Consider the following 21336-nt stretch of genomic DNA (forward strand, 5'->3'; position numbering starts at 1 on the left):
CGGATTCCGGCCGGGCTGCACTACTCCCCCTCCTTCCCCGCCAGCCGGAGCCCTTCCCGATGCCGCTCTCCGAATTGACCCGCATGACCGCCGTGGAGGCGGTGCGGCGCCTGAAGGCGCGCGAGATCCAGCCGGCCGACCTGATCGACGCCGCCATGGCCCGCATGGACGAGGTGGAGCCGGCGGTGAACGCGCTGCCCACCCGCTGTCCCGAGCGGGCGCGGGCGGCGGCTGCCGCCCTGCCGCGCCATGCCGGCGACCCCGACGCGCCGGGCTGGCTGGCCGGCCTGCCGGTTGCGATCAAGGACCTGCTGAACGTGGCCGGGGTGCGCTCGACCCAGGGATCGCCGATCTTCGCCGACCACATCCCCGAGCGGTCCGACCTGGTGGTCGAGACGCTGGAGCAGCGCGGCGGGATCGTGCTGGCCAAGTCCAACACCCCGGAATTCGGCGCCGGCGCCAACACCTTCAATCCCGTGTTCGGCAAGACGCGCAACCCCTGGAACACCAGCCTGACCTGCGGCGGCTCCTCCGGCGGGTCGGCGGTCGCACTGGCGACGGGCGAGGTGTGGCTGGCGAGCGGGTCCGACCTGGGCGGCAGCCTGCGCATCCCGGCCAGCTTCTGCGGCATCGTCGGCATGCGGCCGTCGCCCGGTCGGGTGGCGCGCGGGCCCAACTACAACATCCCCGACGACCTGGCGATCGAGGGGCCGATGGCGCGCAACGTCGCCGACGTGGCCCTGATGCTGGACGCCATGGCCGGCCCCGCGGCCGAGGACCCGACCACGCTGCCCTTGCCGGCCCTGCCGTTCCAGGACGCGGTGCGCAACCCGACCCGGCCGGTGCGGGTCGCCTTCTCCCCCAACCTCGGCTTCCTGCCGGTCCATCCGGAAGTGGCCGAGGTGGCCGAGCGCGCCGCCCGCCGCTTCGAGGCCATGGGCATCCCGGTCGACCGGGCGACGCCGGACTTCTCCGACGCGCAGGAGATCTTCCAGACCTTGCGCGCCCTGTTCTTCGTCACCGACAAGGCCGAGCTGCTGCGCACCAAGCGCGACCAGCTGAAGCCCGACGTCATCTGGAACATCGAGAAGGGCATGAAGCTAGACGCCGACGCGATCGGCCGGGCGGTGCGCGCCCGCTCTGCCCTGCTGGCCCGCGTCGGCCGCTTCTTCCAGACCTACGACGTGCTGCTGACGCCGGCCGTCATCGTGCCGCCCTTCGACGTCGACACGGTCTCGGTGCGCAAGGTGGGCGACGTGGAGTTCGACAACTACATCGACTGGCTGTCGATCACCTATGCGCTGAGCATGACGCGCTGCGCCTCGCTGTCGCTTCCGGCCGGGTTCCTGGCCGACGGGCGCCCGGTCGGGCTGCAGATGGTAACCCGGGCCAATGGCGAGGCGCCGCTGCTGTCGGCCGCCTGGCTGCTGGAAGAGGCGCTGGGCCTGCGCGATCTGGTGCCGATCGACCCGCGCACGGGACCGGCCCTGCCGCCGTCCTGACCGGCAGGCGTCAGCCGGGGGGTGGCGACGCCCCCCGGCCGTAGCCCTCGATCCAGCGGCGGCCAAGCTCCGTCACGGCCACGACCGCGCCCTGCCCGGGCGCGGGCTTGCGCACCACCAGCCCGCGATCGACCGCCTCCTCCCACACCGTCAGGCGCGGGCAGGAGGTCCGCCAGGCGTCGATCACCTCGCCATAGGGGCGCGGCCGGCGGGCCACCCATTCGACGAGGTCGAGCAGCAGCGGGTCGAGCGGATCAGGCGTCGTCATGCGGGCACCACCAGCAGCCAGGAACCCTGGATCAGGAAATAGCCGGCGATCACGGTGATGATGTGGCCGGCCCAGCGGCGATACTGGGTGTCCGTCATCGCCTCGAGGAAGCGCCGGGCGAGCGTGGTGCCCAGCATCGAAGCCAGGATCGCCATGACGGCCAGCTTGGGGTCGAGCTGTCCGGCATCGGCGATCATGCCGCCGAAATAGGCGAGCTTCATGCCGTGCCCCAGGATCTGGCAGGTCGCCTTGGTGGCGACGATCTGGCGCCGGTCCAGCCGGCCGCCCAGGAAGAAGCTGTCGAGCAGCGGGCCCGACACGCCGGTCAGCAGCATCAGCGTCATGCAGGCAGCGCCGTAGCCAACCCCCTGCACCGCGCTCTCCGGGTCGGGGGCCAGGCTCGCCGGGGCCAAGCGCAACAGGAAGGGCGTCAGGCCGAGGAAGATGAAGGCGACCGGCTTGCTCGGCACATAGCTCCAGATCGACCAGGCGACCAGGGCCAGCAGGGCGCCGCCGGCATAGGCGGCGACCGACCGCCAGCGCACATGGCGCCGCCACAGCCAGGCCCGCCAGCCATTGGACGCCATCTGCGTCACCGCATGCAGGACCATCGCGGTCGGCACGGGCAGGAAGGCCAGCAGCACCCCGATCAGCACCATGCCGCCCGCCATGCCGAACAGGCCCGACAGGAAGGCGGTGGCCACCATCACCAGGCCCAGGAACAGCATCATCAGCGGGGTCATTGCAGCAGGCGCCCTCCATGCGCCCTTGCCTATCTGCCCTTTGCCGGGGCCGCGCAAACCGAGTTATGTTGCCCTCACCCTCAGCTTTCCTGATGGTGTGGGCCTGATGGTATGGGAATGTCGCGCCGCCTGCCCTCGCTGAACGGCATCAAGGCCTTCGAGGCCGCCGCGCGCACCGGCGGCTTCGCCGCGGCGGCAGCAGAGCTCAACGTGTCGCCGGCCGCGATCAGCCGCATGGTGCAATTGCTGGAGGCGCGCCTGGGCGTGGCCTTGTTCGAGCGCCGGGCCAATCGCCTGGTGCCGACCGCGGCGGGGCGCAGCTATCATGCCGGCCTGACCCCGCTGCTGGATGCGCTGGCGGCCCTGACGGACCAGGTGACCGCCGCCTCGGCCAGCCGGGTGCTCACCATCGGCGCCGGGCCGACCTTCGCCAGCCGCTGGCTGATCCCGCGGCTGGCCGATTTCCGCCGGCAGGCGCCCGACATCGCGGTGCGCTTCACCACCGGCGGCGGCGGCGTGCCCTTCTCGGACGACTGGACCTGCGGCATCACACTCGGCCTGGGGCGCTGGCCCGGCCTGGTGGCCGAGCGCCTGTTCGCAGCCGACCTGCTGCCGGTCACCGCGCCTGCGCTGGCCGCCCGCCTGGGACATCCGGCCGACATCGACCCTGCCGCCATGATCCGGGTCGCGCACGCACCCGAGGACTGGCCGCTGTGGTTGGCCGCGGCGGGCCTGCCCAGGACGACCGCACGCGGGCCGGAGTTCCAGTATTACGGCCAAGCGCTCCAGGCCGCGGGCGACGGGGTGGGGGTCGCCATGGGTATTCGCCCCTATATCGACGACGATCTGGCTGCCGGCCGACTGGTCTCCCCCTTCCAGCTAACGGTGCCGAAGGGGCAGCAATGGTACCTGCTCTATCGCGGGGCGGTGCGCGACGACCCGGGCTTCACAGCCTTCCGGCGCTGGCTGATCGCCGCGGCAACCGGGCCGGCCGGCACCGAGGCGGACATGGCTGCGGCTTGCCGTCCCGCCATGCCGCTTCTATAACCGCCCGGTTTTGCGCCGCACAATGACGGTCGCGGCCTTGCCCGTGGCCGTGCCCCATCGCAACCGGAACGGCGATCCATGGACCAGGTGCCCCCCCGCCTCGACAATCTCGTGGGTTTCTTCCTCGAGGACCTGCATGTCGGGATGTCGGCGCGCATCGCCCGCACGGTGACCGAGGCCGACATCCTGATGTTCGCCGGCGTATCGGGCGACACCAACCCGCTGCACCTGAACGAGCTTTACGCCCAGGGCACCATGTTCCGCGGCCGCATCGCCCACGGCATCCTGACGGCCAGCCTGATCTCAGCCGTGTTCGGGACGCTGCTGCCCGGCCCGGGTGCCGTCTACGTGACGCAGAACCTGCGCTTCAAGGCACCGGTGCGCGCCGGCGACACGGTCGATACCCGCGTCACCGTGGCCGATATCGTGGCCGAGAAGAAGCGCGTCACCATGCAGGCGGTCTGCCGGGTGGGCGAGCGCGTCGTGGTCGACGGCGAGGCCATCCTGATGGTGCCGTCGCGGCCGGCGTAACTTCCCGCCACGCGGCCATCCAGGCGCAGTACCCATCGAGGCGAACACAAGGACGCCATGCGGATCATCCGGCATTGGGACGAGACGGCGGCGCGGCTGGGCGCGGTGCTGGCGCTCGGCAATTTCGACGGCGTCCATCGCGGCCATCGGGCCGTGATCGGGGCCGCGCGCGCCGAGGCCCGGCGGCTGGGCGCGCCGGCCGGGGTGCTGACGTTCGAGCCGCACCCGCGCCAGCTTTTCCGCCCGGACGACCCGCCCTTCCGCCTGACGCCGTTTCGCCTGAAGGCCCGCCTGATGGAGGAGATGGGGCTGGACGTGCTCTATGCCCTGCCGTTCGACCGCGCCTTCAGCCAGCTTACCGCCGACGCCTTCATCGCCGAGGTGCTGGTCGCCGGGTTCGGGGTGCGCCATGTGGTGGCGGGGCAGGATTTCGTCTTCGGGCATGACCGCGGCGGGTCCATGGCGCTGCTGGCCGCGCGCGGCGCGGCGCACGGCTTCGGCGTCACCACGGCCGACCCGGTGGTGCTGGACGGCGCGGTCATCTCGTCGAGCCGCATCCGCCGGCTGCTGGAAACGGGCGCGCCGGCCGAGGCGGCCCGCCTGCTGGGCCGGCCTTGGGAGGTCGAGGGCCGGGTCGAAGCCGGCCACCAGCGTGGGCGGACGATCGGCTTTCCCACCGCCAACATCGCGCTGGGCGACTGCCTGCGCCCGGCGGTCGGCGTCTATGCCATCGAGGCCCGGCTGGACGCGCCCGACGCCCCCATATGGAAGGGGGTAGCGAATTTCGGCCGCCGGCCCACCGTCGACGGCACTTCGCTATGGCTCGAGGTGCATCTTTTCGACTATTCGGGCGACCTGTACGGCCGCCACCTGCGGGTCGCCTTGCGCGAATACTTGCGCGGCGAGCGCAAATTTGATGGTTTGGCCGCGCTGAAGGCCCAGATTGCCGATGATGCAGCACAGGCCCGGGCGCTTCTCGAAGCACCTGCCGCCACCGTTTGACCCGGCCCCAGATTAGGGCCACCCGACCAGAGGACCCGATGGCGAAGGACTACAAGGCGACCGTCTTCCTGCCGCAGACCGATTTCCCCATGCGGGCCGGCCTGCCGGCGATGGAGCCGAAGCTGCTGGCCCGCTGGGCCGAGAACGATCTTTTCGCGCGCCTGCGCCAGACGGCGGCGGGGCGGGAGAAGTTCATCCTCCATGACGGCCCGCCCTATGCCAACGGCAACCTGCATATCGGCCACGCCCTCAACAAGATCCTGAAGGACGTCATCAACCGCTCGCAGCAGATGCTGGGCCGCGACGCCAACTATGTCCCGGGCTGGGACTGCCACGGCCTGCCGATCGAGTGGAAGATCGAGGAGAAGTACCGCGCCGCCGGCCGCGACAAGGACGCCGTGCCGATCGACGAGTTCCGTCGCGAGTGCCGCGAGTTCGCCGACCACTGGATCGGCGTGCAGAAGGCCGAATTCCGCCGCCTGGGCGTCGAGGGCGACTGGGACCGGCCCTACACCACCATGGCCTACCCGGCCGAGGCGCAGATCGTCCGTGAGATCGGCCGCTTCCTGATGAATGGCGGGCTGTTCCGTGGCTCGAAGCCAGTGATGTGGTCCGTGGTCGAAAAGACCGCGCTGGCCGAGGCCGAGGTCGAGTACCACGACCACACCTCGAACACCGTCTATCTGCGCTTCCCCGTCGCCACCGCGTCGCGGCCGGAGCTGGACGGCGTTTCCATGGTCATCTGGACGACGACGCCCTGGACCATGCCCGGCAACCGGGCCATCGCCTATGGCGCCGACATCCCCTACGTCGTGGTCGAGGTGACCGAGGCGGCCGAGGGCAGCCTGGCGCGCGTGGGCGAACGGATGCTGCTGGCCGAGGCGCTGGTGCCGGCGGTGGCGGCCGCCACCGGCATCGCCGGCCATCGCGTCGCAGCCAGCCTGTCCGGCGTCGACCTGGCGGGCACCGTCTGCCGCCACCCGCTGGCGGGCCATCCCGGCGCCGACGGTGGCTACGACTTCCCGGTGGCACTGCTGGCGGGCGACTTCGTCACCACCGATCAGGGCACCGGGCTGGTCCACATGGCCCCCGGCCATGGCGCCGACGACTACGAACTGGCGCTGGCGCACGGCATCACCGCGCCCCAGACCGTGTCCGAGGACGGCAGCTACTTCCCCCATGTGCCGCTGTTCGCGGGCCGGCGGGTGCTGACCCCCTATGGCAAGAAGGGCGATGCCGACGAGGCCGTCATCGCGGTGATGACGGAGGTGGGCGCGCTGCTGGGCCGCGGCACGCTGCTGCATTCCTATCCCCACTCCTGGCGTTCGAAGGCGCCGCTCATCTTCCGCAACACGCCCCAATGGTTCATCTCGATGACCACCAACGGGCTGCGGGACACCGCCTTGGCGGCGATCGACGACACCCGCTTCGTGCCGCCGCAGGGCCAGAACCGCCTGCGCAGCATGATCGAGACCCGGCCGGACTGGTGCATCTCGCGCCAGCGCGCCTGGGGCGTGCCCATCGCCATCTTCGTCGAGAAGAAGACGGGCGAGCTGCTGCGCGACCAGGATGTGGTCGACCGCATCGCCGCCGCCTTCGAATCCGAGGGGGCCGACGCCTGGTACACCAGCCCGCCCGAACGCTTCCTCGGCCCCGGTCGCGACCCGGCCGACTACGAGCAGGTGAAGGACGTGGTCGACGTGTGGTTCGACTCCGGCTCCACCCACAGCTTCGTCCTGGAGCAGCGGCCGGAGCTGGCCTGGCCGGCATCGCTCTACCTGGAAGGCTCGGACCAGCATCGCGGCTGGTTCCATTCCTCGCTGCTGGAATCCTGCGGCACCCGCGGGCGCGCACCCTACGACGCCGTGCTGACCCATGGCTTCGTCATGGACGAGCAGGGCCGCAAGATGTCAAAGTCGCTGGGCAACGTGACGGCCCCGCAGACGGTGATCGACGAGTACGGCGCCGACATCCTGCGCCTGTGGGTGGTCAGCGCCGACTATTCCGAAGACCTGCGGATCGGCAAGGAGATCCTGAAGCACCAGTCGGAGATGTATCGCCGGCTGCGCAACACGCTGCGCTACCTGCTGGGGGCGCTCGACGGCTTCGATCCAGCCGAGAAGGTGGCCGCGGCCGACATGCCGGAGCTGGAGCGCTGGGTGCTGCACCGGCTGGCCGAGACCGACCGCACGGTGCGGCAGGCCTGTGCCGACTTCGAGTTCCATGCCATCTTTACCGCCCTGCACAATTTCTGTGCGGTCGACCTGTCGGCCTTCTACTTCGACATCCGCAAGGACGCGCTCTACTGCGACGCGCCCGATGCGCTGCGCCGGCGCGCCTGCCGCACCGTCATGGACCAGATCTTCGACTGCCTGACGGCCTGGCTGGCACCCATCCTCTGCTTCACCGCCGAGGAAGCCTGGCTCGCCCGCCATGGCGATGCACCGGAAACCAGCGTGCATCTGCGCCTCTTCCCCGACATCCCAGCTTCCTGGCTGGACGAGGCGCTGGCCGCCAAGTGGCAGACGGTGCGCGAGGTGCGTCGCGTCGTCACCGGCGCGCTGGAGCTGGAGCGGGCGCAACGCCGCATCGGCGCCAGCCTGCAGGCATCGCCCGTCGTCGCGGTGACGCCGGCGCAGGCGGCAGCCTTCGCGGGGCTGTCGCTGGCGGAGATCGCGATCACGTCTTCGGCCGCGCTGACCGTCGTCGAGGGAGAGGCGCTCGAGAATGCCTTCCGGCTCGACGACGTGCCGGGGGTGGCGGTGGTGCCGCGCCTGGCCGACGGCCAGAAGTGCCAGCGCTGCTGGCGCATCCTGCCGGAGGTAGGCCAGGTCGCCCGGCATGAGGACCTTTGCGTGCGCTGCGCCGAGGCGGTGCCCGGCCTGACCAGCGAAGCCGCATGAGCCGCGCCGTCCTGGGCTTGGTGGCGGCGGCCGTGGTCTTTGCCGCCGACCAGGTCAGCAAAGAGTGGATGCTGGACTATCTGGCGGTGCAGGGGCCGCTCGGGCGCGGCCGCTTCGTGCCGGTGACCGACTTCTTCAACCTCGTGGTGGTGTGGAACCGCGGGGTCAGCTTCGGCCTGTTCGCCGGCCATGACGACATGGTCCGCTGGGCCTTGTCGGGGCTGGCGGTGGCGGTGTCGGTGGTCCTGGCGGTATGGCTGTTCCGCACCCGGGTCGGCCTGGTGGCGCTGGGGCTGGGCTGCGTCATCGGCGGCGCCATCGGCAATGTGGTGGACCGCGTCCGCTTCGGCGCGGTGTTCGATTTCCTCGATTTCCATGCGTTGGGCTATCACTGGCCGGCGTTCAACGTCGCCGACTCCGGCATATTCGTCGGGGTCGCCGCGTTGTTGCTCGACGGGTTGTTCAGCCGGCGGGAAGGGCATACATAGGTCGGCCATGAGCGAGCAAGCGAAGTGCTACGGGATCTCCGGCGTCACGCGCGTGGGCATCCTGGCCATGGTGGCCCTGGCAATGGGCGCCTGCGGCAACCTCCGCCAGCAGATGGGGCTGGACAAGCAGACGCCGGACGAGTTCCGCATCGTCGCCCGGCCGCCACTCAGCCTGCCGCCGGACTACGCGCTGCGACCGCCGCAGCCTGGGGCCGCCCGGCCGCAGGAGGCGACTGTCGTCGACCGCGCCAAGCAGACCGTGTTCCGCATCGAACCTTCTGCGGCGGCACCGACGCGTGAGTTGCCGGCTGGCGCCAGTGCCGGCGAGTCGGTCCTGCTGCGCCAGGCCGGCGCCGACCGGGCCGACCCCAATATCCGCGAGGTCCTGACCAAGGAAGGTGTCGGTGCCGAGCAGCCGGAGCGCGGCGTGGTCGAGCGGCTGGCCTTCTGGCGCAGCGCGCCCGAAGCCGGCGTCGTCGTCGACCCGCAGCGCGAGGCCCAGCGCCTGCGCGAGAACCAGGCGCTCGGCCGGCCGGTCACCGAGGGCGAGACGGCGGTCATCCGCCGCCGTCGGCGCGGCCTGTTCGAGGGCATTCTCTGAGCGAGGCCGCCTACCGACTCGGACCCGCCGATCCGGGCGGCAGGTTTCCGCCGATGGGTGCGTGCGCCAGGATCCGTCCTGTGCCGGATCGTCGATTGGACATGGCGCCGATCGGCGCGAAAGGAAACGGGATGAAACGTCGGATCCGGTCGGTCGTCGCCCATGCGCTCGGCCAGACAGTGGCCGCGATCGGCCTGCTGGCCGTGCTGGCCGGCCCCGCCGCGGCGGCCAATGAAGGCCGCCTGTCGCCCGAGGCGGTGGTCCTCGACAACGGGCTGACGCTGGTCGTCGTCTCGAACCCGCAGATGCCGGCGGTCGCCCACTACGTCTTCTACAAGGTGGGCTCGATCGACGAGCCCTGGGGCAAGTCCGGCATCGCCCATTTCCTGGAACACCTGATGTTCAAGGGCACGCCGACCGTGCCCGACGCCACCTTCTCGCGCGTGATCGCCAGCAATGGCGGGCGCGACAATGCCTTCACCAGCTACGATTTCACCGGCTACTACCAGATGCTGCCCGCCGACAAGCTGCCGCTGGCGATGGAGATGGAGGCCGACCGCATGGCCAACCTCGCCTTCACCGAGGCACAGGTCGAATCGGAGCGCCGCGTGGTGCTGGAGGAACGCTTCTCGCGCACCGACAACAGCCCGTCCGCGCAACTGCGCGAGCAGACCCGGGCCGCCCTCTATCTCAACCATCCCTACCGGCTGCCGGTGATCGGCTGGGAGCAGGAGATCCGCCAGCTCGGCCATGCCGACGCGCGCGCCTTCTACGAGCGCTGGTACGCCCCCAACAACGCCATCGTCGTGGTCGGCGGGCGGGTGACGATGGCCGAGGCCAGGCCGATGGCCGAGCGCACCTATGGCCGTATCGCCGCCCGGCCGCTGCCGCCGCGCACGGTAGTGCAGGAACCGGCCCGCGTCGCCGAGACCCGCATCGAGATGGCGAGCGAGCGGGTGCGCCAACCCTATGTGAACCTGGCCTACATCGCCCCCAGCCTGTTCACCGGCGATACCCGGCACGCCTATCCGCTGGAGGTGCTGGCCACCATCATGGGCAGCGGCGTTTCCAGCCGGCTGAACCGGGCGCTGGTCCTGGAGGGCTCGCTGGCGGTATCGGCCAGCACGAGCTACGACAGCAACCAGCGCGGCCCCGCCACCTTCAACATCTTCGCCACCCCGCGCCAGGACGTGCCGGTCGCCGCCGTGGAAGCCGCCATGGCGGCCGAGGTCGCCCGCATCCTGAAGGATGGCGTGACCGAGGCAGAGCTGGCCCGCGCCATCCGCCGGGTCCAGGATTCGGCCGTCTATGCCCGCGACAGCCTGTCCGGCCCGGCCCGCATCGTCGGCAGCGCGCTCGCGATCGGATTGCCGCTGGAAGAGGTCGACGCCTGGCCCGAGCGCGTCGGCGCGGTGACCGCGGCCGAGATCGCCGCGGCCGCCCGCCACGTCTTCCGCTCCGAAAATCTCGCCACCAGCATCCTGCTGCCCAAGCGGGCGCAGGGTTCGTGAGGGGAAACGCCGCCATGCCGCCCTTTCCCCGCCGCCTCGTCACAGCCCTGCTGATCCTGATTCCGGCAGCGGTCGCCGCGCCGGCGGCCGCACAGGCGCCGGCAAATTCTGCATCGGCCAGGCCGGCTGCCATCGAGCGGGTGGTCAGCCCAGGGGGCATCGAGGCCTGGCTGCTGACCGACCGGTCGCTGCCGCTCCTGGCCGTGTCCATGTCGTTTCCCGGCGGCACCGCGCAGGACAAGCCGGGCAAGGAGGGTGCGGCCGACCTTGCGGCCCAGGTGATGACCGAAGGGGCGGGCGACCTCGACGCAGAGGCCTTTCGCGCCAAGCTCGAGGATCTGTCGACCAGCCTTTCGGTCTCTGCCAGCCGCGATTCGATGAATCTGTCCTTTCGCACGCTGAGCCGCTATCGCGACGATGCGCTGGGCCTGCTGCGACTGGCCCTGCTGCAACCGCGCTTCGACGAGGACGCGCTGAAGCGGGCCAAGGAGCGCCAGCTTTCCGACCTGGCGCGCGCCGCCACCTCGCCGGGCGAGATCGCCCGCGACCTGTGGTGGCGGGTGGCGTTTGCCGGCCATCCCTATGGCCGCGACGGCGACGGAACGGAAGCCTCCGTCCCGGCGCTGACCGCCGACGATCTGCGGGGCGTCTGGCGCGACCAGATCGCCCGCGAGGGGGTCAAGATCGGCGTCGTCGGCGATATTGACGCTGCCACCCTGGCACCAATGCTGGATGCGCTGCTGGGCCGGCTGCCCGCCAAGCCCGCGCTTTCGCCCGTGCCGCCCGTTGTCGCGGGCGGGGGCGGCGATGTGCTGATCGTGCAGCGCAAGCAGAGCCAGAGCGTCGTCACCTTCGGCGCCCCCGGCCTGAAGCGCGACGACCCCGACTTCGAGGCGGCCCACCTCGTCAACTACATCCTGGGCGGCGGCGGCTTCAGCGCCCGGCTGATGCGCGAGGTGCGCGAGAAGGCGGGCCTGGCCTATTCCGTCGGCACGGGCCTCGGCACGCTGGACGCCACCGGCTTCGTGCAGGGCAACGTCGCCACTGCCAACGGTGCCGTCGCGCGCTCGATCGAACTGATCCGGCAGGAGCTGGGCCGGATGGGCAGCGAAGGCCCGACCGAAGCCGAGCTGGACAACGCCAAGGGGTCGGTCATCGACTCGTTTGCCCTCAATCTCGACTCGACCATCCGCATCGCCGGCTTCCTGGTCAGCCTGCAACGCGACGGGCTGGGCATCGACTATCTCGAGACGCGGGCCGACCGCTTCCGCCGCGTGACACTGGCTGACGCCAAGCGCGCCGCCGCCCGCATTTTCGATCCGGTGCGGCTGCTGTTCGTCGTCGTCGGCGAGCCGGAGAGCCTTCAGGCCACGCGCGCGCCACCTGGCGCGTTGTAGGCCTGTCGCAGACAACCCGCCCGGACGGACCAACGATGATCCCATTCTCGATCGACGATTCCACCTTGCTGACCGATCGTGTCGGCCCGTCCGGCGTCGACCCCAAGGCCCTGGCCGGTCGCCTCGCCGACGCCAAAGCGGCCCTGGTCCGCGTCCGTGCGATGCGCGACGAAGGCACGCTGCCGCTGCTGGCGCTGCCCGGCCGTCGCGACGACCTGGAGGCGCTGGAAAAGCTGGCCGCCCGCATGCGCAAGAAGACCAGCGACGTGCTGGTGCTGGGCACCGGCGGGTCGAGCCTGGGCGGGCAGACCCTCTATGCCCTGGCCGACCAAGGCTTCGGGCCGCCCAAGGGCATCCCGCGGATCCATTTCCTCGACAACATCGACCCTGCCACCTTCGCGGCACTGGCCGACCGCATCGACTTCACCCGCACCCGCATCTTGGCCATCTCCAAGTCGGGCGGCACGGCCGAGACGCTGATGCAGCTGCTGACCCTGCTGCCGCGCCTGGAGAAGGCCGTCGAGCGGACCGGGGTGGCCGATCGGCTGGTGGTCGTGACCGAGCCGGCGGACAATCCCCTGCGCCGCCTCGGCACCCGCCTTGGCGCCACCATCCTCGACCATGATCCAGGTGTCGGCGGCCGCTTCTCGGTCCTGTCCCTGGTGGGGCTGCTGCCGGCGCTGATCGCCGGCCTCGATGCGGGGAAGGTGCGGGCCGGCGCCAAGAGCGTGCTCGATGCCGCGCTGGCGGCCGAGACGCCGGCCGACTGTGCCCCGCTGCGGGGCGCGGCACTGAACCTCGCCCATGCCGAGGCCGGCCGGGCGACGACCGTGCTGATGCCCTATCTCGACCGGCTGGCCCATTTCGGCATGTGGTTCCGCCAGCTCTGGGCCGAGAGCCTGGGCAAGGACGGCAAGGGGACGACGCCGATCCGGGCCATGGGCACCGTCGACCAGCACAGCCAGCTCCAGCTCTATCTCGCCGGCCCGGCCGACAAGATCTTCACCCTCATTACCCTTGCCGTCGCCGGCAAGGGCGACAAGGCGGCGGCCGCCTTCGCCCGCGACCCGGCCCTGGGATACCTGAAGGGCCGCCGCATGGGCGACCTGCTGGACGCCGAGCAGCGCGCGACGGGCGAGACGCTGGTGCGCAACGGCCGGCCGACCCGCATCTTCCGGCTGGAACGGCTGGACGAAAAGTCGATGGGCGCGCTCTTCATGCATTTCATGCTGGAGACGATCTTCGCCGCCCAACTGCTGGGCATCGACGCCTTCGACCAGCCGGCGGTCGAAGAAGGCAAGAAGCTGGCCCGCGCCTACCTCGCGGAATCCTGACGCCGGCATGGCCATCCGCCTGCTGCCCTCGGTCGTCGTCAACCGCATCGCCGCGGGCGAGGTGGTCGAGCGGCCGGCAGCCGCGGTCAAGGAACTGGTCGAGAACGCGCTGGACGCCGGCGCGCGTCAGGTCGCGGTCACCCTGGCCGATGGTGGCCAGTCGCTGATCGTCGTCGCCGACGATGGCTGCGGCATGGCGCCGGACGACCTGGAGCTGGCCGTCGAGCGCCACGCCACCTCCAAGCTGCCGGGCGACGACCTGGAGCAGGTGGCGACGCTGGGATTCCGCGGCGAGGCGCTGCCGTCGATCGGCGCCGTTGCCCGCCTGTCGATCACCAGCCGGCCGGCCGGCGCCGACAGCGCCTGGATCATCCAGGTCGAGGGGGGTGCCAAGGGTGCGCCGCGCCCGGCCGCCCACCCGCCGGGGACCCGGGTCGAGGTCCGCGACCTCTTCTATGCCACCCCGGCGCGGCTGAAATTCCTGAAGTCGATCCGGGCCGAGCGCGACCATGTCGTGGATGCGGTGCGGCGCCTGGCCATGGCCCATCCCGCCGTCGCCTTCACCGTCACGGAGGACGGCCGGACGCTGCTGCGCTACGCCGCCGAGGCGACGACCGAAGGCGAAGCCGGGCGCCTGGCCCGCCTGGGACAGGTGCTGGGCCAGACGTTTCGGGAGAATGCGCTGGCGGTCGCGGCCGAGCGCGAGGGCATGCGGCTGTCGGGGTTTGCCGGCCTGCCGACCTATCACCGGGCGACCGCGGCCGAGCAGTACCTGTTCGTCAACGGCCGGCCGGTGCGCGACCGGCTGCTGTTCGGCGCGGTGCGCGGGGCCTATGCCGACGTGCTGGCGCGCGACCGCCACCCGGCCGTCGCCCTCTTCCTCGACATGCCGGCGGACCTGGTCGACGTGAACGTCCACCCGGCCAAGACGGAGGTCCGGTTCCGCGACACCGGGCTGGTGCGGGGGCTGGTCGTGGGCGCGCTGCGCCATGCGCTGGCGGCCGCCGGCCATCGGGCCAGCACCAGCGTGGCCGAGGCTGCGCTGGGTGCCTTCCGGCCGATGGGTGCCGGCACCGGGTTCGCCCCACCGACCGGCGGTGGCGGCTGGATCAATCCCGGGCTGGCGCAACAGCTGGCGGCATTCCAGGCGCCCTCGCCGCGCCTGGCCCTCGATCTGCCACCGGCGGCACCGGTGCCGGCCACCGAAGGCGCAGCCGATGCGATGGCGCAGCCGCTGGGTGCCGCGCGCGGCCAGCTTTTCAACACCTACATCGTGGCCGAGACGCCCGACGGGCTGGTGCTGGTCGACCAGCACGCCGCCCACGAGCGGCTGGTGCACGAGCGCATGAAGGCGGCCCTCGCCGCCAGCGGCATCAAGCGGCAATCGCTGCTGTTGCCGGAGGTGGTCGAGATGGAGCCGGCCGCGATCGACCGGCTGGTCGCGCGGGCGGGCGAACTGGCCGAACTGGGGCTGGTGCTGGAGGCATTCGGCCCGGGTGCCGTCGTGGTGCGCGAGATCCCGGCGATGCTGGGCGACACCGACGTGCCGGCCCTGGTGCGCGACCTGGCCGATGAGTTGGCCGAGCTGGGCCAGGCCTTCTCGCTGAAGGAGCGCCTCGATGCGGTTTCGGGCACGCTCGCCTGCCATGGCAGCGTGCGCGCCGGGCGACGGCTGTCGGCCGACGAGATGAACGCCCTGCTGCGCCAGATGGAAGTCACGCCCAACAGCGGCCAGTGCAACCACGGCCGGCCGACCTATGTCGAATTGAAGCGCGCCGATATCGAGAAACTGTTCGGGCGCCGATGACGGTCCCGGCGGCGACGGGCCGCCGGGATGTCAGGCCTCCGGGACGTCAGGCCTACTGAACGAAGCCAGGCCGGAAGAAGGATTGCGGCGGGGCATAGGCCCCGGGCGTGGTCAGGCCAAGGCGCGAGGCCAAGCCAAAGCAATCCGGATCGCCGGCGGTCGACTGGCAGCCGGCCGGCGTCCCCGGCGTGTTCACATCGACGTTGGAAGACGCGAGCAGCGCCCGCAGGTCGGCGATCACCACGTTGCTGCCGGTATCGAAGTCCGGGAACGTCACGCGCATGCGGGTCGGAAAGCCGCATCCGGGCGGACTGTAAGGGCCGGGCGGATAGGCCGCGCAGTCGGCGCCGCCGATATGGACCGGGAAACCATAGGGTGCGACCACGACCACGCCCGGCTGGACGTAACCAGGCTGGACATAGACCGGCTGGCCATAGGCGGGCGGGTAGGGCAGCGGTGCCGGCGCGAAGGCGCCCGCGATGGGCGCCCGGTAGGGGCCCAGTGGCAGGCCGGTCGTCGCCATGTCGACCTTGAGGAAGCGGAAGCCGCCAGGGGCCGGCCAGGCCAGGTCGGGATTGTTCAGCGGCGAGGCGGCCAGCGCCGGGGATCCGACATTGAGCTGCGGTGGCACACCCAGCACGAAGGTCAAGCCGCGATAGCGGCCCGGCGGCAGTGCGCCGGTGACCGTCTGGCGCGTGTCGGCGGTGCCGCCGGCGCAGGGACCGCTGCCATCCTCGAAATCGAGCAGGGCCACGTTCTGGTACTGCCAGCGACCGTCCTGCACGAGGTTCATCGGCACCGCGCGACCGGAATCGTCGATCAGGGCGACCTCGGAGACGTAGAAGCGGAAGTCGGCCGGCAGGATGGTGGAGCCGGTAACCCCGATCCCACCGTAGGCAGCCCCGCACTGGAAGCCGGCATCCCCGACGGTGCCGGCGAAGCGGATGGTGTGGATGCCGTCGCTGGGAACACCAGAAGAGGCCGGCACATTGCCCGGCGTGCGCCAGCGCGCCTGCTGCGTCGCGGGATCGAGGCGGACCGCTGCCTCGCCCGTGAGGTCACCCGTGGGCGGGGGCGTCTGGCAGGCCGCCAGGAGCGTCAGGCCGCTGATCGCCAGCAGCGGAAGGGTACGGGCCATGATTGTCTCCAGCGTCGCCGATGGAAGCCGCGGGGCGCCACCGTGGCGGCTTTGCGAATTCGGCTGCGGTAACGATGGAGCGGGCGGTTGGTTCCAACACAGCCCGGACTTGGCAATGGCGTGGCCCGCGGGCCACGCCGGCAGACGGGGCGGGCGCTACTGCGCCCGCCGTTCCTGCCCGGTCCGCTTGACGGCGACCGGGTCGGACGTCGCCTCTTCGCCGACCATGTCGAAGCGCGGCGCGCACGCAGCGGTGGCAAGCAGCGCCACCGACGCCAGCATCAGCAACACCCCGCGCATGGTCGCGTTCACGACAGCGCCTGCTTGATCGAATCGACGAGGTCCAGTCGCTCCCACGAGAAGCCGCCATCGGCATCCGGCGCGCGGCCGAAATGACCATAGGCCGCCGTGCGCGCGTAGATCGGCCGGTTCAGCGACAGGCGCTCGCGGATGCCCCGGGGGGAAAGGTCGACGATCGAGGGCAGGATCGCCGCCAGCTTCTCCTCGTTCTCGACGCCGGTGCCGTAGGTGTCGACATAGACCGACAGCGGCTTCGACACGCCGATGGCGTAGGATAGCTGGATTGCGCAGCGATCGGCCAGGCCGGCCGCGACGACGTTCTTGGCCAGGTAGCGCGCGGCATAGGCGGCCGAGCGGTCCACCTTGGTCGGATCCTTGCCCGAGAAGGCGCCGCCGCCGTGGGGTGCCGCGCCCCCATAGGTGTCGACGATGATCTTGCGGCCGGTCAGTCCGCAGTCGCCATCGGGACCGCCGATGACGAAGCGGCCGGTCGGGTTCACGTAGAACTCGTCCTCGCCGCACATCCAGCCCTTGGGCAGGCAGTTCAGGACGTGCGGGCGGACGATCTCGCGCACCTCGGCCTGGTCGAGATTCTCGGCATGCTGGGTGGACACGACGATGGAGGTCGCGCGCACCGGCCGGCCGTTCTCATAGAGCAGGGTGACCTGGCTCTTGGCATCCGGCCCGAGGCCGGGGGCGGCACCGGAGTGCCGGGCTTCGGCGAGGGAACGCAGGATGGCATGCGCGTAGTGGATCGGCGCCGGCATCAGGCTTTCGGTCTCGCGGCAAGCGTAGCCGAACATGATGCCCTGGTCGCCGGCGCCCTCGTCCTTGTTGCCGGCGGCATCGACGCCGACGGCAATGTCGGCCGACTGGGCATGGACGAGAACGTCCACCTTGGCGTTCTGCCAGTGGAAGCCTTCCTGCTCGTAGCCGATATCCTTGACCGCGTGGCGGGCCGTGGCTTCGAGCATGTCGGGCGTGATCGAGGACGGTCCGCGCACCTCGCCCGCCAGGACGATGTGGTTGGTCGTCGCCAACGTCTCGACCGCCACCCGCGCCTGCGGATCATGGCCGAGAAAGAGATCGACGATGGCGTCGGAGATCCGGTCACAGACCTTGTCGGGGTGACCTTCGGCGACCGATTCGCTGGTGAACAGATAGGAACCGCGGGGCACGGGCGACGCCTCGTCTTGGGGAAGGACAGTGGAACTTCGTGCCGGCCGCCGCCGGTTCCGTCAAGCGGTTTCGGTCAGATCGGCGGAGTCTGGTCGGCGACCGCCAGGGACTTCGTCAGTTCGAAGAGGCGCTTGCGGACGCCGTTGTCCGGGATGCGATAGTAGGCGCGCACCAGATCCATGGTCTCGCGCTTGGCCAGCGGGTCTGGCTCATAGGCGGTCGCGGTCGAGGCCGACAGGCCGCGACGGGCGCGGGACGTCGGGCCCAGCGCGGTATCGGCCATCTCCTCGAAGAAATAGGCGATCGGCACTTCCAGCACGCGCGACAGGTCGAAGAGTCGGCTGGCGCCGATGCGGTTGGCACCGCGCTCGTACTTCTGCACCTGCTGGAAGGTCAGCCCCAGGGCCGCGCCCAGTTTCTCCTGGCTCATGCCCAGCTCGATGCGGCGCTTGCGGACGCGCTGGCCGACATGAACGTCGATGGGGTCGGGCGCATCCGCCTTGGCACGGGTGGAGCCCTTCTGGGGGCCGCGGGACGATTCAACCATTTCTAGAACCTGACGCGAGTGGGCGGGACAACTTAATGGTGTGGGTATGTAAAGTACCGTACGCCCGCGTCAACGGGCGCATCATGTCAACTGTGCAATGTTCGCCGGCGCCGTGTGACGAAAGCCAAGCCCCAGCACAGCAGCGCCAGCAGAACAGGGACCGCCAGTCCTATGCGAGCATAGAATGGTGCGGCTATCGGCCGCGGCAGTGCCGCGTCGAGAACGCCCGCCGCATCCAGCGCCAGGCGGGCCTGTTCCCGCCCGTAGGCATCGAATACCGCCGATATGCCGTTATTGGCCGAGCGGACCAGCGGCAGGCCTTCTTCCACGGCGCGGGCGCGCGCGATCTCCAGATGCTGGAATGGCCCGGCGGTGCGGCCGTACCAGCCGTCATTGGTCAGGTTCAGCAGCCATTCGGGACGTCGGGTCGGGTCGACGACCCGGCTGGGAAAGATGACTTCGTAGCAGATGAGCGGACCGACCGGGGGCAGGCCCGGCAAGTCCAGCGTGCGCGGGCCGGGCCCGGCCGAGAAATCTATGCTGCCGGCCGTCACCTTGCCCATGCCGAGCCGGCCGAGGATGGCGCGCAGCGGCAGGTACTCGCCGAACGGCACCAGATGGGCCTTGTCGTAGCTGCCGACGATCGCACCCTGGGGGTCGATCGCCTGCATGGCGTTCCACACCATCGGCGGGTCGGTCGGCGTGGGCGTGGTGCGGTTCGTGCCGGTCAGCAGCAGACCGGCTGGCGGGGCAGCCGCGGCCAGCGGGGCCCGGCGCTGCGGGTCGCGGTCGAGGAAGGACGGGCCGGCCGTCTCCGGCCAGACGACGTGGGTCACCCGCTCGAAGCCCGGCCCCTGCGACAGGTCGATGTGCCGGCGGAGGATGCCCTCGCGCGCGGCGGGGTTCCATTTCAGGGTCTGCGGGATAGAGGCCTGCACCAGCCGCAGGCGGACATCGGGAACCGTCGCGTCCGTTGCCCCCGACAACCGCACGAAGCCGAAAACCGCAACAATTGCCACCAGGCCGGCCGACACCGCCAGCGGCGCCCAACGAGAGCTGCCGCTTCCGGCCAGGGCCGCCGGCGCGCCTGCGGCCAGCACGGCCACCAGCCCCAGGCCCAGCACGCCCACCAGGGAGGCGGCCTGGAACGTGGCGTCGCTGAAGCCCCAGACCTGGCCGATCAGGTTCCAGGGGAAGCCCGACAGAAACCAGGTGCGGATCCATTCGGCGATCGACCAGGCGGCGGCAAGCGCCAGAACCCGGCCGAGGCCAGTCGCCCGCGTCGCCCAGGCGGCCAGGGCGGCTGCCCCGGTCAGCGCGGCCAGCAGGGCCGGCAACCCGGTCACGGTGAAGGGCAGCAGCCACCAGAAGCTGGCGATGTCGATGAAGAGCGCGGCTGCGATCCAGTAGAGGCCGACCGTGAAATAGCCGAACCCAAACCACCAGCCGAGCGCGAATGCGGTACGGGCGCGTGCGGCACCGTCCAGTTGCCAGATGAGCCCCGTGAAGGCGACGAACAGCGCCGGCAGCAGGTAAAGTGGCGGCAGGGCCAGCGCGCCCGCCGCCCCGAGCAGGAAGGCGAGCCCCCAGCGGCGCCATCCGGCCACGCCGGAAACGCCGGCTGCCAGGCGCGCCGGGCCGGAAGCCGCGCTCGACGGCGTCACTTGGCGATGATCTCCGGCGCCGCGGCGCGGCGCACGCGCAGCCGCCGGATGCGCCGCGGGTCGGCATCGAGGATCTCGAACTCCGCCCCCGATTCGTGGCGCACGACCTCGCCGCGCGCCGGCACGCGGCCGGCGAAGCTGGCGACCAGGCCGCCGATGGTGTCCACGTCCTCTTCCTCGGCCGCTTCGCCGAGCGGCACGCCGGTGCGCGCCTCGACATCGAACGGCGAGGCGCGGCCGTCGACGAGGAAGCTGCCGTCCGGCCGCTCGACGATCTCCGGCGGCGTGGTGACGACGTCATGCTCGTCGTCGATCTCGCCAACGATCTCCTCGACCAGGTCCTCGATGGTGACCAGGCCGTCGATGCCGCCGAACTCGTCGACGACCAGCGCCATGTGGATGCGTGACAGCCGCATCTGCTGCAGCAGGTCGAGCACGCGCGTGGAGGGCGCCACGAACAGGACGCGGCGGACGAAATTCTCGATGCGGGGGGATTTGCCGGCGTCGAGGAAGCCCAGCACGTCCTTCACATGGACCATGCCGATCACCTCGTCGAGGGTGCCGCGATAGACCGGCAGGCGCGAATGCTGCTCCTCGGCGAACCGGCGGACCAGGGTGGCGAAGCTGGTGCCGGCCTCGATCGCGACGATGTCCGCCCGGGGCACGGCCACGTCGCGGGCCGTCTCGTCGCGCAGGCGCAGCACGTTGGCGATCAGCGTGCGCTCATGGGCGTCGACCGGCCCGTCTTCCTGGGACCGCTCCTCGATCAGCTCGGCGATCGAAGGGCCGAGGCCGTTGTCCGACTGGGTCGCGCGCTTGCCACGCCACCAGTCGCGCAACCGTCGCAGGCGCGGGCGCTGGGCCCCCGGCCCGCTACTAGGTCGTCCGTCGCTTTCGCTCATGGTCACGCCGCCTCCTGGTAAGGATCGGCGATACCGAGGGCCGCAAGTGCCCGGACCTCCAGCGGCTCCATTTCTGCCGCATCCTCCGTGGTTTCGTGGTCGTAGCCCAGCAGGTGCAGGGTGCCGTGGACGACCAGGTGGGACAAATGATCGGCCAGCGGCTTGCCGGCTGCCGCCGCCTCCGCCGCCGTCGTCTCGTAGGCGATCGCGACATCGCCCAACAGCAGCGGGTCGCCGGCCGTGAAGGACAGCACGTTGGTCGGCTTGTCCAGGCCGCGATAGTCGTTGTTCAACTGGCGCAGCAGGGTGTCGTCGGCCAGTAGCACGGCCATCTCCGGGCTGCCTGCGGGCGGCACCGGGGCGACCGCCAGCGCGGCGCGGACGGCGCGGCGAACCAGGCCGCGGGGGTCTGCCACGGCGTCGCGCCAGGGCCGATGGTCGATGCGGATGCCGATCCGGAGGGGCATGGTCG

The 21336-nt window shown here is 70.9% G+C and carries 20 protein-coding genes; 11 read left to right on the forward strand and 9 right to left on the reverse strand.

What is annotated here, in order from left to right:
• The first annotated feature begins 59 nt into the window (after positions 1 to 59).
• Positions 60 to 1502, forward strand: a complete 1443-nt coding sequence (locus STVA_RS26015; protein ID WP_123690598.1) for an amidase — start codon at positions 60 to 62, stop codon at positions 1500 to 1502.
• Between the two features lie 10 nt (positions 1503 to 1512).
• Here the strand turns inward: STVA_RS26015 and STVA_RS26020 are convergent, their stop codons facing one another.
• Both STVA_RS26020 and STVA_RS26025 read right to left on the reverse strand, forming a co-directional pair.
• Positions 1513 to 1770: a hypothetical protein gene (locus tag STVA_RS26020; RefSeq protein WP_123690596.1), complete on the reverse strand. Its 258-nt coding sequence runs from the start codon at positions 1768 to 1770 to the stop codon at positions 1513 to 1515.
• Positions 1767 to 2513 (reverse strand): sulfite exporter TauE/SafE family protein, encoded by a 747-nt coding sequence (locus tag STVA_RS26025; protein ID WP_123690594.1) that lies wholly within the window; start codon positions 2511 to 2513, stop codon positions 1767 to 1769. The genes STVA_RS26020 and STVA_RS26025 overlap by 4 nt, the downstream gene beginning before the upstream one ends.
• 117 nt (positions 2514 to 2630) lie before the next feature.
• Here STVA_RS26025 and STVA_RS26030 point away from each other — a divergent pair, with 117 nt between their 5' ends.
• The 10 genes from STVA_RS26030 to mutL all read left to right on the forward strand — a co-directional run bounded on the left by STVA_RS26030 (position 2631) and on the right by mutL (position 15134).
• Positions 2631 to 3560: a LysR substrate-binding domain-containing protein gene (locus STVA_RS26030; protein WP_170216513.1), complete on the forward strand. Its 930-nt coding sequence runs from the start codon at positions 2631 to 2633 to the stop codon at positions 3558 to 3560.
• Positions 3561 to 3638: 78 nt separating this feature from the next.
• A complete protein-coding gene (locus tag STVA_RS26035) occupies positions 3639 to 4091 on the forward strand; it encodes a MaoC family dehydratase (protein ID WP_123690590.1) in 453 nt (150 codons plus the stop codon).
• A 57-nt stretch (positions 4092 to 4148) separates the two neighbouring features.
• The gene (locus STVA_RS26040; protein WP_123690588.1) at positions 4149 to 5093 is read left to right on the forward strand and encodes a bifunctional riboflavin kinase/FAD synthetase; all 945 of its coding nucleotides are present in this window, start codon (positions 4149 to 4151) and stop codon (positions 5091 to 5093) included.
• Positions 5094 to 5131: 38 nt separating this feature from the next.
• Positions 5132 to 7996: an isoleucine--tRNA ligase gene (ileS, locus tag STVA_RS26045; RefSeq protein ID WP_123690586.1), complete on the forward strand. Its 2865-nt coding sequence runs from the start codon at positions 5132 to 5134 to the stop codon at positions 7994 to 7996.
• A complete protein-coding gene (gene lspA / locus STVA_RS26050; protein ID WP_123690584.1) occupies positions 7993 to 8484 on the forward strand; it encodes a signal peptidase II in 492 nt (163 codons plus the stop codon). The genes ileS and lspA overlap by 4 nt, the downstream gene beginning before the upstream one ends.
• A gap of 7 nt (positions 8485 to 8491) precedes the next feature.
• Entirely contained in the window at positions 8492 to 9085 is a 594-nt protein-coding gene (locus tag STVA_RS26055) for a DUF3035 domain-containing protein (protein ID WP_179955425.1), read from the forward strand.
• Positions 9086 to 9216: 131 nt separating this feature from the next.
• Complete coding sequence (locus STVA_RS26060; protein WP_123690582.1) at positions 9217 to 10596, forward strand: M16 family metallopeptidase; 1380 nt, start codon at positions 9217 to 9219, stop codon at positions 10594 to 10596.
• A gap of 14 nt (positions 10597 to 10610) precedes the next feature.
• Entirely contained in the window at positions 10611 to 11993 is a 1383-nt protein-coding gene (locus tag STVA_RS26065; RefSeq protein WP_123690580.1) for a M16 family metallopeptidase, read from the forward strand.
• Positions 11994 to 12028: 35 nt separating this feature from the next.
• Entirely contained in the window at positions 12029 to 13327 is a 1299-nt protein-coding gene (locus STVA_RS26070; RefSeq protein ID WP_123690578.1) for a glucose-6-phosphate isomerase, read from the forward strand.
• A 7-nt stretch (positions 13328 to 13334) separates the two neighbouring features.
• Positions 13335 to 15134, forward strand: a complete 1800-nt coding sequence (gene mutL / locus STVA_RS26075; protein ID WP_123690576.1) for a DNA mismatch repair endonuclease MutL — start codon at positions 13335 to 13337, stop codon at positions 15132 to 15134.
• 52 nt (positions 15135 to 15186) lie between these two features.
• Here mutL and STVA_RS26080 read toward each other — a convergent pair whose 3' ends face one another.
• The 7 genes from STVA_RS26080 to ybeY form a co-directional block, all read right to left on the reverse strand.
• Complete coding sequence (locus STVA_RS26080) at positions 15187 to 16272, reverse strand: MbnP family copper-binding protein (RefSeq protein WP_123690574.1); 1086 nt, start codon at positions 16270 to 16272, stop codon at positions 15187 to 15189.
• A 156-nt stretch (positions 16273 to 16428) separates the two neighbouring features.
• On the reverse strand, positions 16429 to 16584 hold the full coding sequence (locus STVA_RS27830; RefSeq protein WP_170216512.1) for a hypothetical protein: 156 nt from the start codon (positions 16582 to 16584) through the stop codon (positions 16429 to 16431).
• A complete protein-coding gene (gene metK, locus STVA_RS26085; protein WP_123690572.1) occupies positions 16581 to 17750 on the reverse strand; it encodes a methionine adenosyltransferase in 1170 nt (389 codons plus the stop codon). Before metK ends, STVA_RS27830 begins: the two co-directional genes overlap by 4 nt.
• 74 nt (positions 17751 to 17824) lie before the next feature.
• Positions 17825 to 18298 (reverse strand): helix-turn-helix domain-containing protein, encoded by a 474-nt coding sequence (locus tag STVA_RS26090; protein ID WP_123690570.1) that lies wholly within the window; start codon positions 18296 to 18298, stop codon positions 17825 to 17827.
• Positions 18299 to 18384: 86 nt separating this feature from the next.
• Positions 18385 to 19962 carry an apolipoprotein N-acyltransferase gene (gene lnt / locus STVA_RS26095; protein ID WP_123690568.1) on the reverse strand — a complete coding sequence of 526 codons (1578 nt, stop codon included), beginning with the start codon at positions 19960 to 19962 and terminating at the stop codon, positions 18385 to 18387.
• Complete coding sequence (locus tag STVA_RS26100; protein ID WP_246782846.1) at positions 19959 to 20801, reverse strand: hemolysin family protein; 843 nt, start codon at positions 20799 to 20801, stop codon at positions 19959 to 19961. The genes lnt and STVA_RS26100 overlap by 4 nt, the downstream gene beginning before the upstream one ends.
• A 65-nt stretch (positions 20802 to 20866) precedes the next feature.
• A complete protein-coding gene (gene ybeY / locus STVA_RS26105) occupies positions 20867 to 21331 on the reverse strand; it encodes an rRNA maturation RNase YbeY (RefSeq protein WP_123690564.1) in 465 nt (154 codons plus the stop codon).
• Positions 21332 to 21336 lie beyond the last annotated feature (5 nt).

The sequence above is a fragment of the Stella humosa genome (genome assembly GCF_006738645.1).
Lineage (GTDB): Bacteria > Pseudomonadota > Alphaproteobacteria > ATCC43930 > Allostellaceae > Allostella > Allostella humosa.

Bases quoted from the DNA above. Each gene is read 5' to 3' on its own strand.
- STVA_RS26040 (WP_123690588.1), top strand. From the start codon at position 4,149: ATGCGGATCATCCGGCATTGGGACGAGACGGCGGCGCGGCTGGGCGCG.
- STVA_RS26055 (WP_179955425.1), top strand. From the start codon at position 8,492: ATGAGCGAGCAAGCGAAGTGCTACGGGATCTCCGGCGTCACGCGCGTG.
- STVA_RS26060 (WP_123690582.1), top strand. From the start codon at position 9,217: ATGAAACGTCGGATCCGGTCGGTCGTCGCCCATGCGCTCGGCCAGACA.
- STVA_RS26030 (WP_170216513.1), top strand. From the start codon at position 2,631: ATGTCGCGCCGCCTGCCCTCGCTGAACGGCATCAAGGCCTTCGAGGCC.
- STVA_RS26080 (WP_123690574.1), bottom strand. From the start codon at position 16,272: ATGGCCCGTACCCTTCCGCTGCTGGCGATCAGCGGCCTGACGCTCCTG.
- STVA_RS26090 (WP_123690570.1), bottom strand. From the start codon at position 18,298: ATGGTTGAATCGTCCCGCGGCCCCCAGAAGGGCTCCACCCGTGCCAAG.
- STVA_RS26035 (WP_123690590.1), top strand. From the start codon at position 3,639: ATGGACCAGGTGCCCCCCCGCCTCGACAATCTCGTGGGTTTCTTCCTC.
- STVA_RS26070 (WP_123690578.1), top strand. From the start codon at position 12,029: ATGATCCCATTCTCGATCGACGATTCCACCTTGCTGACCGATCGTGTC.
- STVA_RS26065 (WP_123690580.1), top strand. From the start codon at position 10,611: ATGCCGCCCTTTCCCCGCCGCCTCGTCACAGCCCTGCTGATCCTGATT.
- STVA_RS26025 (WP_123690594.1), bottom strand. From the start codon at position 2,513: ATGACCCCGCTGATGATGCTGTTCCTGGGCCTGGTGATGGTGGCCACC.
- STVA_RS26020 (WP_123690596.1), bottom strand. From the start codon at position 1,770: ATGACGACGCCTGATCCGCTCGACCCGCTGCTGCTCGACCTCGTCGAA.
- lspA (WP_123690584.1), top strand. From the start codon at position 7,993: ATGAGCCGCGCCGTCCTGGGCTTGGTGGCGGCGGCCGTGGTCTTTGCC.
- ileS (WP_123690586.1), top strand. From the start codon at position 5,132: ATGGCGAAGGACTACAAGGCGACCGTCTTCCTGCCGCAGACCGATTTC.
- ybeY (WP_123690564.1), bottom strand. From the start codon at position 21,331: ATGCCCCTCCGGATCGGCATCCGCATCGACCATCGGCCCTGGCGCGAC.
- mutL (WP_123690576.1), top strand. From the start codon at position 13,335: ATGGCCATCCGCCTGCTGCCCTCGGTCGTCGTCAACCGCATCGCCGCG.
- STVA_RS26015 (WP_123690598.1), top strand. From the start codon at position 60: ATGCCGCTCTCCGAATTGACCCGCATGACCGCCGTGGAGGCGGTGCGG.